Genomic DNA, 12,795 nt, shown 5'->3' with positions numbered 1-12,795 from the left:
TTGTCGCCTGCCGCCGTCCTGACACAAACCCTCTTTCCCTTGGCGTCATCGGACCACACTCTTCACGCTCCCCTTTGTTAAGCTTGGGCTCGCTGAGTTCATCACGGAGCCAACATCATGAAAGCCATCACCACCACAGGCTGGGGCCTGTCAGCCAAACTGACCCTGGAAACCGCGTCCGCCCCTGCCCGTTTGGGCGCCAACGATGTGCTGGTGCAGGTACACGCCGCGTCTGTGAACCCCAAGGACTGGAAGCTGAATTACCACGCGGCGGTGGCCTTCACGCCATTGCTGGTGACCAAGTTGCCGCCCTTCTTCGGTGATGATCTGGCGGGTGTGATCATCGACAAGGGCAGCAAGGTGCAGGGCTTCGAGATTGGCGATGCGGTTTACGGGATGGACATGCGTCCACGCACCGCATCACTGGCCGAGTTGACCCGTATCGATCAGAAGCGGATTGCCAAGAAACCGCCGTCGCTTACGTTCCAGCAGGCAGCGTCCATGCCGCTGGCCGCCCAGACTGCCCTGCAAGGTCTGAAAAAGGGCAAGGCGGAAGCCGGCAAGACGGTACTGATCATTGGTGCTTCCGGCGGTGTCGGGACCTTCGCGGTACAGATCGCCAAGGCCATGGGGCTCCATGTCACCGGCGTATGCAGTGGCCGCAACGCGGAGTTTGTCCAGGAACTGGGTGCCGATGCCATCATTGACTATACCCAGGGGGATTACCGGAAGACCGTCGGTCCGTTTGATCTGGTCTTTGATGTGACCTCCTACGAATCCCCGCTCACCTGTGATGGGCTGATCGGTGACGATGGCTGGTTTATTTCCACCGGCGGTGATGCCCGCTCCATGTTGATCACCCCGTTCTACCGGGTGTTCGGCAAGCATTGCGGCACCGTGGTGGTGGAATCCTGGACACGGGACCTGGACACCCTGTCGGACCTGGTGGAGAGCGGCAAAGTGCGCCCCATCATCGACAGCGTTTTCCCTCTGGCGGAGAGCCAGCAAGCCTATGAGCGCAGCCGCACGGGCAGGTGTCGGGGCAAGGTGGTGATCGAGGTCGCAACCTGAGGGAAAGGAATTGTTGGAGCCTTGCTCGCAAGGCGAATTGCCCCGGGTGTTCAAGCCCTTCGCTTTGCGAGCAAAGCTCCAACGGTTAGCGGAAGCGGCAGTCAGCGATTGTTACGCCAACCCGGCCTTCGCCGCCCGCGCCGCGTGCAGTTTCCTGTAGCTTTCAATCAGGCGCTGATGTTTCTCCAGGCCTTCCAGCTGCATGCTGGTGGGCGTGAGGCCGTGGAAACGGACCGTGCCATTCACGGATCCCTCCACCGCATCCAGGGTCTCTTTACCAAACATGCGCTGGAAGTTAACCCGATAATCTTCCAGCTCCAGCTCGTCATCCAGGGTAACTTCCAGCACCGCACGCATGGCCTGGTAGAACAGACCGCGTGCCACCGTGTTGTCGTTGAACTGCAGGAACATGTCCACCAGTTCCAGCGCGTCCTCATGACGCTGTAGCGCCAGATGGATCAGCAGCTTCAGTTCCAGCACGGTGAGCTGGCCCCACACGGTGTTCTCGTCGAACTCGATACCGATCAGGGTAATGATGTCTGTGTAGTTGTCGATCTGGCTTTCTTCCAGCCGCTCGGCCAGCTGGCTGAGCTGGTCGTCGTCCAGACGGTGCAGGTTGAGAATGTCTTCCCGGTAATCCAGCGCCATGTTGGTGTTGTCCCAGATCAGGTCTTCCACCGGGTAGACCTCGGAAAAGTCCGGCACCAGGATCCGGCAGGCCGGTGCACCCAGTTGATCGTACACCGCCACGTAGGCCTCTTTTTCCAGATCGTCGAGAATGGCGAACAGCCGCGCGGCTTCTTCGTCATTGGTTCCGGAAAAATCCCACTCACAGAATTCTTCGTCCGCCCGGGCACTGAAGAAGCGCCAGCTCACCACCCCGGTGGAATCAATAAAGTGCTCCACGAAGTTATTGGGCTCGGTGACTTCCTGGCTGTTGAAGGTGGGCGGAGGTACATCGTTGAGGCCTTCGAAACTGCGGCCCTGCAGCAGCTCGGTCAGACTGCGTTCCAGTGCCACCTCGAAACTCGGGTGGGCGCCGAAGGAGGCAAATACGCCGCCGGTACGCGGGTTCATCAGGGTCACGCACATCACCGGGAACTGGCCGCCCAGGGAGGCATCCTTCACCAGCACCGGGAAGCCCTGTTCCTCCAGCGCCTGGATGCCTTCCACAATGCGCGGATACTTGGCCAGCACACTGTCGGGCACATCCGGCAGGGCAATTTCTTCCTCGATAATATGCTTCTTCACCGCCCGCTCGAAAATTTCTGACAGGCACTGCACCTGGGCTTCGGCCAGGGTATTGCCGGCGCTCATGCCGTTGCTGAGAAACAGGTTTTCGATCAGGTTGGAGGGGAAGTACACCGTCTCGCCGTCGGAGTGGCGGACAAAAGGCAGTGCGCAGATGCCCCGGTCCACCCGGCCAGAGTTGGTATCAATCAGGTTGGAGCCGCCCAGCTCCCCGTCCGGGTTGTAGATGCCCAGGCAGTAGTCATCCAGGATGCCTGCGGGCAGCGCATCATTGGGGCCGGGTTTGAACCACTTTTCGTTGGGGTAATGCACGAAGTCGCTGTCGGCAATGTCTTCACCGAAGAACTGGTCGTTGTAGAAGAAGTTGCAGTTGAGCCGCTCGATAAACTCGCCCAGCGCCGAACACAGGGCGGCTTCCTTGGTGGCGCCCTTACCGTTGGTAAAGCACATGGGCGAGGCCGCATCGCGGATATGCAGGGACCAGACATGGGGCACGATATTGCGCCAGGAGGCAATCTCGATCTTCATGCCGAGTTCCTCGAGGATGGCGCTCATGTTGGCGATGGTCTGCTCCAGGGGCAGATCCTTGCCCTCGATAAAGGTGTGGTGTTCGGCGTCCGGTTTCACCATCAGCAGGGCCTGGGCGTCCTCGTCCAGGTTGTCCACTTCCTCGATCTGGAATTCCGGGCCGGTCTGGATCACCTTCTTGACGGTGCAGCGGTCGATGGAGCGCAGAATCCCCTGGCGGTCCTTCTCGGAAATATCCTCCGGCAGCTCTACCTGAATGCGGAAAATCTGGTTATAACGGTTTTCCGGATCGACGATATTGTTCTGGGACAGGCGGATATTGTCTGTGGGGATATCCCGCGCCTTGCAGTACACCTTCACGAAATAGGCCGCGCACATGGCCGACGAGGCCAGGAAATAGTCAAACGGACTGGGCGCCGAACCATCACCCTTGTAGCGGATCGGCTGATCGGTGATGACGGTGAAGTCATCGAATTTGGCTTCCAGGCGAAGGTTGTCGAGGAAGTTGACGTTGATTTCCATGGCGGGGCTACCGGGGTTGCGAAATGGCGGGCGAAGGGTCGCCATTATCCCGGTTTTAAACGCTGTCGTCTTGGTTGTTGAATCCGGGCCTCCTGACGGGGCCCATGCCATGGCCATTATTTTTGCATAACAAGGTCGCAAGTGTGCGACAAAATGCCACATGTCCCCGCCCCGCCAATCCCCCTACACTCATCCGCCGCTATCGGGCCCAGTGCCCTGCCGTCCTTGCCGAATACCCCGGGGAATCGTTCATGCTGTCTTCACCGCGCCAACCGCTGCTTGCCTGCCTGTGTCTGTTGATCTCCGTGGATGCCATCGCGGCAGAGGACGAGGCCAATGTGCTGGCGCCGGTGACCGTAGAGGGCTCCGCGGAAAATGCCGCCGCGGAAACCCCAATCGAACTCCAGCGCGAGCAGGCCCTGACCCCCGGCGCGGTCACTCTGCTGGACACGCAGACGCTCAATGAGCGCAACGTGGTCAGTATCGGAGACATGCTGCGCTATGTGCCGGGCATATGGACCGCCACCGGCGCCACCGGGGATGCCACCTTTCTCTCCAGCCGGGGCTCCAATCTGGATGCCACCAACTTCGATGGCAACGGCGTCAAACTGATGATTGATGGCCTGCCGGTGACCGCTGCCGATGGCAACAACCACAACAGCTTTATTGATCCGATGGCCGCCCGCTATGCGGTCATTGCCCGGGGTGCCAATGCGCTTACCTACGGTGCCAGCACCCTGGGTGGGGCCATCGACTTTATCAGCCCCACGGCCCGTAACACCAACAACCAGATTTCCCTCAGTGGTGGCTCCCACGGCACCGTGCAAAGCCGGATTACCGGTGGTGTCGTGGCCGGTGACAAGGATGCGCTGGTGACTGTGGAGCAGCGCAGCTACGACGGTTTTCGGGATCATCAGGAACAGCAGCGCGGCAGCGTCTATGCCAACACCGGCTGGCAAATCAGCGACACGGTGGAGAACCGCTTCTACTTCTCCTATACAGACAATGATCAGGAGCTGGCCGGCTCACTCAACAAAGCCCAGTTTGATGAAGACCCCTATCAAGCGGGGGAGGACAACGAGCGCGGCAATTTCCTCAAGAATGTGGAAACCTGGCGTGTGGCCAACCGCACCCGCTGGCAACTCAGTGACACCAGCAATCTGGTGGTGGGCGTTTCCTTTGAAGACCAGTCGCTCTATCACCCTATTGTTGGTGGGGCTGATCCCGGGTTTAGCCTGTTGATCGACAACGACCAGACCACCTTTGGCACCACCGTGCGTTTCGACAAACAGATGGGCAACCATGATCTGCTGCTTGGGCTCAACTATGGGCAAACCTGGGTGAAAGGCGGCAACTACACCCACAGCGGCGGCATCCGCGATGCCCTGACCACCAAAGTGGATAACAAGGCAGAAAACCTGGAAATCTTCGCCATGGATCGCTGGCACTTTGCCGAGCGCTGGACCCTGGTCTACGGGGCCCAGGCGGTGACCGGGAGCCGGGAGGTAGATAATGTAAACGTATCCTCCGGTGCACAACGCAATCCCAACGACACCTACGAATCCTTCAATCCGCGCCTTGGGGTGATCTACCAGGTGGCCGATCGCAGCGAGCTGTTCGCCAATGTGAGCAAGCTCTATGAGGCGCCCACCCTGTACGAGCTGGAAGACGAGATCCAGGCAAACAATGACACCCTGGATGCCATGCAGGGTGTGGTTGGGGAAGTGGGAACCCGGGGTGTGGCACCGTTTGGCCAGGATAACGAGTGGAATTGGGAAGTGGCGGTCTACTACGCCCAGATCGAAGACGAAATTCTTTCTGTTGAGAAGCCGGGGGCTCCCGGCACCAGTCAGGTCACCAATGTGGAAGACACTATCCATGCCGGGGTGGAAGCCCTGTTCGGTGCGTCCTTCGCCCTGGGAGACGGCCAGCATCGTATCGAGCCACTGCTGAGCCTGACCTACAACGACTTCACCTTTGACAACGACCCGGTCTACGGCGACAACCAGTTGCCCGTGGCCCCGGAGTTCTTCATCAAGGGTGAAGTCATGTACCGCCATGCCAACGGTTTCTTTGCCGGCCCCACCTTCGACATCGTCGATGACCGTTTTGCCGACTTTGAAAACAGCTATGAGGTGGACGGCTACGAACTGGTTGGCCTGCGCACCGGTGTCACCCGTGATACCTGGGAAGTCTATCTGGAAGGCCGCAACCTGACCGATGAAGCCTACGTGGCCAACCTGACCGTACGGAATGACGCGAACATCAACGATGCCCTTCTTCAGGCAGGCGAACCCCGTTCCGTGTTCGCGGGCATCCGCTTTGATTTCTGACGAGAGGGTCTGCCCATGAACGCTGTCAATCCAGCCGGATCCGGGCCCACCCGCTTCTACCGGGCGGTGTGGCGCTGGCATTTCCTGGTCGGCATGCTGGTGCTTCCCTTCCTGTTTATGCTGGCGTTCACCGGCCTGCTGATGTTGCTAAGCAAGCCGCTGGATACGGCTCTGAACGCGTCCCTGCAGACGGTTGAAGCAGGGACCAATCCCCTGCCCGCCTCCGTGTTGCTGGAAACCGTGGAGCAACAATATCCGCATGCCGCAGTAAAACTCTACCTGCCGCCCCAGGCTGCCGATCAGTCCGCACGGTTTTCTCTGCAGCCCCATTCCCATGCCGGCCACGGTGGCCATCATGCGCCGGCCACCGTGGTCTATCTGAATCCCTATACCGGACAGATACTGGGTGACCGGGATCCCGCTGCCAGCCTCTATGCGCGTATCAAGACACTCCATGGCTCGCTGTTCCTCGGTGACCTGGGCGATGCCCTGATCGAAATCGCTGCCGGTCTGGCCGTACTGATGATCGTCACCGGCCTCTATCTGGCCTGGCCGAAGGGCGGCCTGCGCACCCTGATTCCTTCCCGGACCGTCAGCAGCCGGGCGGACTGGCGCGGCTGGCACCTGGGCATTGGCTGGCTGATTGCCCTGCCGTTGTTGTTCTTCCTGATCTCCGGCCTGGCCTGGACCAACATCTGGGGTGGCAAACTGGTGCAGCCATGGGGTTCCCTGCCGGGCACCCGCTTTGATGCCACACAGGTGGCCCCGGAGGCCGTCGACAGCCATCACGCCATGAACGAAGCCGGCCTGCATCGCGTGCCCTGGGCGGTGGAGCAGACCCCCATGCCGCAGGGCAGTGAGGGCGATCGGTCCCTGCGACTGGATGATGTGGTGAGCCAGGCCCGTGCACAGGGATTCGGCAATTTCCGTGTGCATTTCCCGCAACAGGACAATGGTGTCTGGACGGTCTCGGCCACCACCATCGCCGGCGACCTGACAAACCCGATGGACGAGCGCATCCTGCACCTGGATCCTGCCACCGGCCAGGCTCTGCAGGAAATCCGCTTTGCCGACTATCCGGCCATGGGCAAGGCCATGGCCGCCTCCATTCCGCTGCACCAGGGGGACCTGGGTCTGTGGAACTGGCTGCTCAATCTGCTGCTGGTGACCCTGATACTGGCGCTCACCGTCACCGGGGCCCTGCTCTGGTGGAAGCGCCAGTCCCGCCGTGCCCCGCCCCGCGCCGAACCGGCCCCGGCACGGACCGTGGCTGTGATCATGCTGGTGGTGGCTCTGGCCTTCCCGCTCTCCGCCGCGGCCTTGCTGGCCATCATTCTGGTGGATACGTTACTGGTGTTACGCAAAGCCGCCCCAGCGGCACCGTAACAGGGATGGCCCGTCGATGCCGGGAGTGCGCAACGTCCGCCCGGCAGTTCCCCCTGTCTTTCGCGCACAAACCTTGATCCATATCTACAATCGCCGTTTCGCCCCCTGCTAGCGTCAAGAACCTGCAGCACGGCAAACGGAGAAGGATCATGCGCATCCTATGGGGCCCGGCCTACGAACTGGGCATTCTGGTCATCGACCAGCAGCACAAACGCATTGTGGATTACATCAATGAGCTGGATCGCCTGGCCGACCAGCCGGACGCCCAGCTGGGAGTGGCCCGGGTGCTCTACGACCTGGTGGATTACACCGAATCCCACTTCAGCTTCGAGGAAGCGCTGATGGAGCGGGCCGGCTATGGTGAGCTGGATGACCATCACCATAAACACCGGCAATTCACCTTTCATATCGAATCCCTGTTACGCCGACATGAGCAAGGAGACGCCGTCACCGATGAATTACTGCGACTGCTGGAAGGCTGGTTGTTGCACCATATTCTCGAAGAGGATGGCGCCTACGCCGACGAGGTAAGGGATTTTATCAACAGCATAGGCCGGGAGCGGCTGGGCGGCTGGGTCAACGAAACGGTGCGCAAGCATTTCCGGGTGATGTAGGCATGTGACCCAGGCGCATATCCCGATACCAGTCACCCGGACAGCCCATTGCGGCGTCCGGGTGGCTTGGCGGTATCGTCGCTAGTTGCCCCGGTAGGTTGAGTAGCCAAACGGGCTGAGCAGCAGGGGGATGTGGTAGTGTGAAAGCGTTCCATCAACTTCGAAGACAACCGGGATTTCAGGGAAAAACGTTTCTGCATTGCGACGCTTCATCCAGTCACCGGTTTTGAACGTTACCTTATACACCCCCTCCTTAATTTTTTTCCCGGCAGGGTATAGGGCGGTGATACGTCCTTGCTCATTGGTTTTTGCGGCGTTCAGTGACACCCACTGGCCATTGTCGTAATACGCCAAGGTCACCTCAATGCCAGGTCCCGGAAGACCATTCTGGGTGTTGAGAACATGTACGCTGAGGGGATTATCTGCTGCGGAAACCGTTACAGAAGTGATCAGTAAAACCAGGGTGGCGAGTGCCTTCTTGAACATGTGAGCTCCTGTGGAAATCTGAAAACGATGACTGTCTCACCTGGTAGGAAAAGGATGCGTGCAGATAGGTTCCCAGCTTTTTCCTTTGCCGCCACGATGTTGCCCTCAATGAACGGACAACCTGGCACTCAGGCAGCGTTGGCCGAAAGCTGTCAGGATAGCGGGCCAATTCAACGTACGGCAGTACGACATTGGGAGCCAAGTCTTGGCCCGTGGGAGAAACCTTCTCTAAAGCGTAAAACCATGATGCTGCCCATCTGGCAGCTCAATATCCAGCCGCACTTTACCCCCAGCCGCTTCAATATAACGTTTCAGGGTTGAGAGCTTCAGATCCTGACCGGCTTTTTCCATGCCTGCGATGGTGGGTTGTTTGACCCCAAGCGCTGCGGCCATTTCCGCCTGGGTTTTATGCATCAGGGCGCGGATTTCAGCCAGATGGATATCCAGAAGGATGGCGTCAGCTTTCTTTTTGGCCTTTTCGACAATCTCTGGTTTTTCGGTTTCCAGGATCCGTTGCAGTGTTCTAGCCATTTGAGCCACCTCGGTTGAGTTTCTGGAGATGCGCGGTAAATTCTTGGTCAGCCACCGGAATCATCTCGTCGTAGAACCGTTTGTCTTTCCCTGTTTTCTCGCCGGCGCAGAGCAGAATCCCGGTTCGTTCCGGGTCAAAGGCGAAGAAAGCCCGGATGGGATTGCCCCTGCTCTGGACCCGCAGCTCCTTCATGTTCGGGTGAGCCGATCCTTTCACGGTATCGGCATACGGTCGGGACAGGCGTGGTCCCTTTTGTTCCAGAACAAGCATGCCGGCGATGACGTTTTCCCGGTCTGTGTCGTTGAGTGCATCGAACCATTCATCAAACCTGTCCGTGGTTTGAATCTGCCACATTGTCAGTCCTTCATCCTTGAATAGGCTATAGCCTATATAGGTTTTGTCCTATTAACAATATAAAGGGATAGGCGGGCTGAGGGGGAGACAGAGTAATTGGTTGCAGATAGAGGTTGGTGGCTTGGATGCCACCAACCTAGGCCGGAGATTCGCACCTCGAGAGATGTATTCGCTAACGCTCACCCTTCGGGCCGCCCTCCGGGCGTTACTCCGCTTCGCTGCGTTCCTACAGGAGGGGCCGTCAGGCGACGGAGCCGAACACCTGAATGATATTACCCAGCCGGGCGGTAAATTTATCGCCGCTGTTCAGCGGGCCGACGCCGGCCGGGGTGCCGGTGAAGACCAGATCGCCGGGTTCCAGGGTGAAGGTCTGGCTGATTTCGCTGATTAGCTCGAAAGTGGGGAACAGCATCTGGCCGGTGTGACCGTGCTGGCGCACCTCGTCGTTGATTTCCAGGGTCACGTTGAGCTTCTGCTTCACGGAAATACCGCGGGCATCGATAAAGCCGGAGACCGGGGCGGCGCCGTCGAAGGCCTTGGCCCGTTCCCAGGGGTGGCCTTTTTCTTTCAGGGTGTTCTGTACTTCACGCAGGGTCAGGTCCAGCCCGACGCCGTAGCCGGCGATGCTGAAGCGGACGTTGTCCAGGTTGGTTTCCCGGTGAATCCGTTTGCCGATCAGCACCACCATCTCCACTTCGTGGTGCACGGCGCCCTGCCCTTTGGGTAGCGCCAGAGGTTCGTGCAGGCTTACCAACGAGGTGGCCGGCTTCATGAACAAGATGGGGGCATCCGGGACGTCATTGCCCAGTTCCCTGGCGTGGTCCGCGTAGTTGCGGCCCACGCACACGGCCTTGCCCACGGGAATGTCGATGGGCGACCCGTCGATCCAGCGGTGCTGGTAACCGTCCTGATCCACCGGGGTGTTGATTTCATCAAACATCGAACAGCTTCCCCGGGTTCATGATGTTGTTGGGATCAAAGACGTGCTTCACCGCTTTCATGCAGGCGATTTCTTCCGGGCTGCGGGAGTATTCCAGGTAGGGCTTCTTGGTCATGCCCACGCCGTGTTCCGCAGAGATGGAGCCGTTGTACTTCTCGACGATTTCGAACACCCATTTGGACACGTTGTTGCACTGGGCGAAGAAGTCTTCCTTGGCCAGGTCCGCCGGTTTGAGGATGTTCAGGTGCATGTTGCCGTCGCCGATATGACCGAACCAGACGATTTCGAAATCCGGGTAGGCGTCCTGCACCACGGTGTCGATGTCTTCCACGAAGTCCGGCACTTTCGCCACGGTGACGGAGATGTCGTTCTTGTAGGGAGTGTGCGGCGCAATGGACTCGGAAATGCGTTCGCGCAGTTGCCACAGCTGGTCCAGCTGCTGCAGGGACTGGCTCATGACGCCGTCCAGTACCCAGCCTTCTTCCACACATTTTTCGAAGATGGCCATGGCCTGGTCGCCGGTGGCTTCGGACAGCTGTTCGAATTCCAGCAGACAGTAGAACGGGCACGCGGTGTCGAAGGGTTTGGCCACGCCGTGTTCCAGCACATGGGCCATGGCCTTGTCGGAAAAGAACTCGAAGGCGGTCAGGTCGATGTCCTGCTGGAAGGCGTGCAGGATCTTCATCACTTCCCGGAAGCCGGGGGCGCCCAGTACCAGGGCGGTCAGGTCTTTCGGCTGGCGGGCCAGTTTCACGGTGGCTTCCACCACAAAACCCAGGGTGCCCTCGGCGCCGATGAACAGGTGCCGGAAGTCGTAACCGGTGGCGTTCTTGATCAGGCCCTTGTTCAGGTCCAGCAGCTCGCCCTTGCCGGTGACCACTTTCAGGCCGGTGATCCAGTCACGGGTCATGCCGTAGCGGATCACCTTGATGCCGCCGGCGTTGGTGCCGATGTTGCCGCCGATCTGGCTGGAGCCGGCGGAGGCGAAGTCCACCGGGTAGAACAGGCCCTTCTCGTCGGCGAATTCCTGCAGTTGCTGGGTGATCACACCGGGCTGCACGGTAACGGCGCGGTCGAATTCGTTGAAATCCAGGATCTTGTTCATGCGATCAAAGGCCACCACCAGCTCGCCATTGGCGGCCACCGCCCCGGCGGACAGGCCGGTGCGGCCCCCGGACGGCACCAGGTGCAGGCCGTGGTCGTTGGCTATCTCCACGATCTGCTGCACCTCGTCGATGGTCTCCGGCAGCGCGATGGCGCTGGGGGCCGGGGCCCATACCTTGGTCCAGTCGACCCCGTAGCGCTGGGCGCTTTCCGGGTCGGTAAGGAGGCGATTGCCAAGCAAATCAGTCAGTTGCTCCAGCGCAGCATGGGCATGGGCGGTCATCAACGGGTCTCCTGAACGGGTCGTGCCGGGTGCTTGAGTCGGGCTCATGGGGACATGAAGAGAAGTCCCGCACGGGTTGCTCTCAATTTGAGCGCGCTATGGTACCATACGCGCCCATTTCACAGGCTACCGAGACTTCCATCATGGCCGATACTTCTCTTGAGAAGGACAAGATCCGCGTTCTCCTGCTCGAGGGCATCCACGAAAACGCCGTGGAGAACCTGAAGGCGCACGGCTACAGCAACGTGGAGCTGCTGCCCACTGCGCTGACCGGCAACGACCTGGCAGACAAGATCAAGGACGCCCATTTCATTGGCATCCGTTCCCGCACCCAGCTCACCGAAGAGGTGTTCCAGGCAGCGGAGAAGCTGATCGGCGTGGGTTGTTTCTGTATCGGTACCAACCAGGTAGACCTCAATGCTGCCCTGAAGCGTGGTATCCCGGTATTCAATGCCCCCTATTCCAATACCCGTTCCGTGGCGGAACTGGTGATTGCCCATACCATCAACCTGATGCGCGGCATTCCCGAGAAGAACGCCTCTGCCCACCGCGGCGGCTGGCTCAAGTCTGCCAAGGACAGCTATGAAATCCGGGGCAAGACCCTGGGTCTGGTGGGTTACGGCAATATCGGCGCCCAGGTGTCCGTACTGGCCGAGTCCATGGGCATGAAGGTGAAGTTCTACGACGTGATTCCCAAGCTGCCGCTGGGCAATGCCGAGCAGGTGAGCAGCCTCACCGAGCTGCTGGGCATGAGCGATGTGGTCAGCCTGCACGTGCCGGACACCGCCGACACCCGCTGGATGATCAAGGAAGAGCAGATCCGTGCCATGAAGCCCAAGGGCTACCTGATCAACTACGCCCGCGGCAAGGTGGTGGATATCGACGCCCTGGCGGCGGCCCTGAAAGACGGTCACCTGCTGGGCGCGGCCATCGACGTTTTCCCGGAAGAGCCCAAGGGCAACGACGACGAATTCATCAGCCCGCTGCGTGAATTCGACAACGTGATCCTGACCCCGCACATCGGTGGTTCCACCCAGGAAGCCCAGGTCAACATCGGCACCGAGGTGTCCGAAAAGCTGGCCCGCTATTCCGACAACGGCGCCACCCTGGGCGCGGTGAACTTCCCGGAAGTGGCCCTGCCGGCTCACCCGGACATGCACCGCCTGCTGCACATTCACAAGAACGTGCCCGGCGTGCTCACCCAGATCAACACCATTTTCTCCGAGAATGGCATCAACATCTGTGGCCAGTACCTGCAGACCAACGAAGAGATCGGTTACGTGGTCATCGATGTGGACAAGGGCTACAGCCAGTTGGCGCTGGAGAAGCTGCGCACCATCGACGGCACCATTCGTACCCGGGTGTTGTTCTAGGCGAGTCGGCGTTTCTCG

The 12,795-nt window shown here is 59.7% G+C and carries 11 protein-coding genes; 5 read left to right on the top strand and 6 right to left on the bottom strand.

Going from position 1 to position 12,795, the window contains the following annotated elements:
- The first annotated feature begins 117 nt into the window (after window positions 1–117).
- Window positions 118–1,071: an NAD(P)-dependent alcohol dehydrogenase gene (locus A3714_RS05670; protein ID WP_063509918.1), complete on the top strand. Its 954-nt coding sequence runs from the start codon at window positions 118–120 to the stop codon at window positions 1,069–1,071.
- A 111-nt stretch (window positions 1,072–1,182) separates the two neighbouring features.
- Here A3714_RS05670 and A3714_RS05665 read toward each other — a convergent pair whose 3' ends face one another.
- Window positions 1,183–3,372: an OsmC domain/YcaO domain-containing protein gene (locus A3714_RS05665; RefSeq protein WP_063509919.1), complete on the bottom strand. Its 2,190-nt coding sequence runs from the start codon at window positions 3,370–3,372 to the stop codon at window positions 1,183–1,185.
- 251 nt (window positions 3,373–3,623) lie between these two features.
- Between A3714_RS05665 and A3714_RS05660 the strand changes: the two genes are divergently transcribed.
- The 3 genes from A3714_RS05660 (at window position 3,624) to A3714_RS05650 (ending at window position 7,705) form a co-directional block, all read left to right on the top strand.
- Window positions 3,624–5,705: a TonB-dependent receptor domain-containing protein gene (locus A3714_RS05660; protein WP_063509920.1), complete on the top strand. Its 2,082-nt coding sequence runs from the start codon at window positions 3,624–3,626 to the stop codon at window positions 5,703–5,705.
- A gap of 15 nt (window positions 5,706–5,720) precedes the next feature.
- Window positions 5,721–7,091 carry a PepSY domain-containing protein gene (locus A3714_RS05655; protein ID WP_063509921.1) on the top strand — a complete coding sequence of 457 codons (1,371 nt, stop codon included), beginning with the start codon at window positions 5,721–5,723 and terminating at the stop codon, window positions 7,089–7,091.
- A gap of 149 nt (window positions 7,092–7,240) precedes the next feature.
- Window positions 7,241–7,705: a bacteriohemerythrin gene (locus A3714_RS05650; protein ID WP_062815106.1), complete on the top strand. Its 465-nt coding sequence runs from the start codon at window positions 7,241–7,243 to the stop codon at window positions 7,703–7,705.
- 81 nt (window positions 7,706–7,786) lie between these two features.
- Here the strand turns inward: A3714_RS05650 and uraH are convergent, their stop codons facing one another.
- The 5 genes from uraH to A3714_RS05625 all read right to left on the bottom strand — a co-directional run bounded on the left by uraH (window position 7,787) and on the right by A3714_RS05625 (window position 11,404).
- Window positions 7,787–8,191 (bottom strand): hydroxyisourate hydrolase, encoded by a 405-nt coding sequence (uraH, locus tag A3714_RS05645; RefSeq protein ID WP_063509922.1) that lies wholly within the window; start codon window positions 8,189–8,191, stop codon window positions 7,787–7,789.
- A gap of 228 nt (window positions 8,192–8,419) precedes the next feature.
- Window positions 8,420–8,722 carry a helix-turn-helix transcriptional regulator gene (locus A3714_RS05640; RefSeq protein WP_063509923.1) on the bottom strand — a complete coding sequence of 101 codons (303 nt, stop codon included), beginning with the start codon at window positions 8,720–8,722 and terminating at the stop codon, window positions 8,420–8,422.
- The gene (locus tag A3714_RS05635; RefSeq protein ID WP_063509924.1) at window positions 8,715–9,077 is read right to left on the bottom strand and encodes a type II toxin-antitoxin system RelE/ParE family toxin; all 363 of its coding nucleotides are present in this window, start codon (window positions 9,075–9,077) and stop codon (window positions 8,715–8,717) included. The genes A3714_RS05640 and A3714_RS05635 overlap by 8 nt, the downstream gene beginning before the upstream one ends.
- 241 nt (window positions 9,078–9,318) lie before the next feature.
- Window positions 9,319–10,017 (bottom strand): fumarylacetoacetate hydrolase family protein, encoded by a 699-nt coding sequence (locus A3714_RS05630; protein WP_063509925.1) that lies wholly within the window; start codon window positions 10,015–10,017, stop codon window positions 9,319–9,321.
- Window positions 10,010–11,404, bottom strand: a complete 1,395-nt coding sequence (locus tag A3714_RS05625; RefSeq protein WP_063509926.1) for an FAD-binding oxidoreductase — start codon at window positions 11,402–11,404, stop codon at window positions 10,010–10,012. Before A3714_RS05625 ends, A3714_RS05630 begins: the two co-directional genes overlap by 8 nt.
- Before the next feature lie 143 nt (window positions 11,405–11,547).
- On the opposite strand from A3714_RS05625, the gene serA reads away from it, so the two are divergent.
- Window positions 11,548–12,777, top strand: a complete 1,230-nt coding sequence (gene serA, locus A3714_RS05620) for a phosphoglycerate dehydrogenase (RefSeq protein WP_062815482.1) — start codon at window positions 11,548–11,550, stop codon at window positions 12,775–12,777.
- Window positions 12,778–12,795: the final 18 nt, after the last annotated feature.

Origin of the sequence: Alcanivorax sp. HI0007 (assembly GCF_001635525.1) — a bacterium.
GTDB lineage: Bacteria > Pseudomonadota > Gammaproteobacteria > Pseudomonadales > Alcanivoracaceae > Alcanivorax.
This window is presented reverse-complemented; position numbering and strand designations above follow the sequence as displayed.

Bases quoted from the DNA above. Each gene is read 5' to 3' on its own strand.
- A3714_RS05670 (WP_063509918.1), top strand. From the start codon at position 118: ATGAAAGCCATCACCACCACAGGCTGGGGCCTGTCAGCCAAACTGACC.
- A3714_RS05665 (WP_063509919.1), bottom strand. From the start codon at position 3,372: ATGGAAATCAACGTCAACTTCCTCGACAACCTTCGCCTGGAAGCCAAA.
- A3714_RS05660 (WP_063509920.1), top strand. From the start codon at position 3,624: ATGCTGTCTTCACCGCGCCAACCGCTGCTTGCCTGCCTGTGTCTGTTG.
- A3714_RS05655 (WP_063509921.1), top strand. From the start codon at position 5,721: ATGAACGCTGTCAATCCAGCCGGATCCGGGCCCACCCGCTTCTACCGG.
- A3714_RS05650 (WP_062815106.1), top strand. From the start codon at position 7,241: ATGCGCATCCTATGGGGCCCGGCCTACGAACTGGGCATTCTGGTCATC.
- uraH (WP_063509922.1), bottom strand. From the start codon at position 8,191: ATGTTCAAGAAGGCACTCGCCACCCTGGTTTTACTGATCACTTCTGTA.
- A3714_RS05640 (WP_063509923.1), bottom strand. From the start codon at position 8,722: ATGGCTAGAACACTGCAACGGATCCTGGAAACCGAAAAACCAGAGATT.
- A3714_RS05635 (WP_063509924.1), bottom strand. From the start codon at position 9,077: ATGTGGCAGATTCAAACCACGGACAGGTTTGATGAATGGTTCGATGCA.
- A3714_RS05630 (WP_063509925.1), bottom strand. From the start codon at position 10,017: ATGTTTGATGAAATCAACACCCCGGTGGATCAGGACGGTTACCAGCAC.
- A3714_RS05625 (WP_063509926.1), bottom strand. From the start codon at position 11,404: ATGACCGCCCATGCCCATGCTGCGCTGGAGCAACTGACTGATTTGCTT.
- serA (WP_062815482.1), top strand. From the start codon at position 11,548: ATGGCCGATACTTCTCTTGAGAAGGACAAGATCCGCGTTCTCCTGCTC.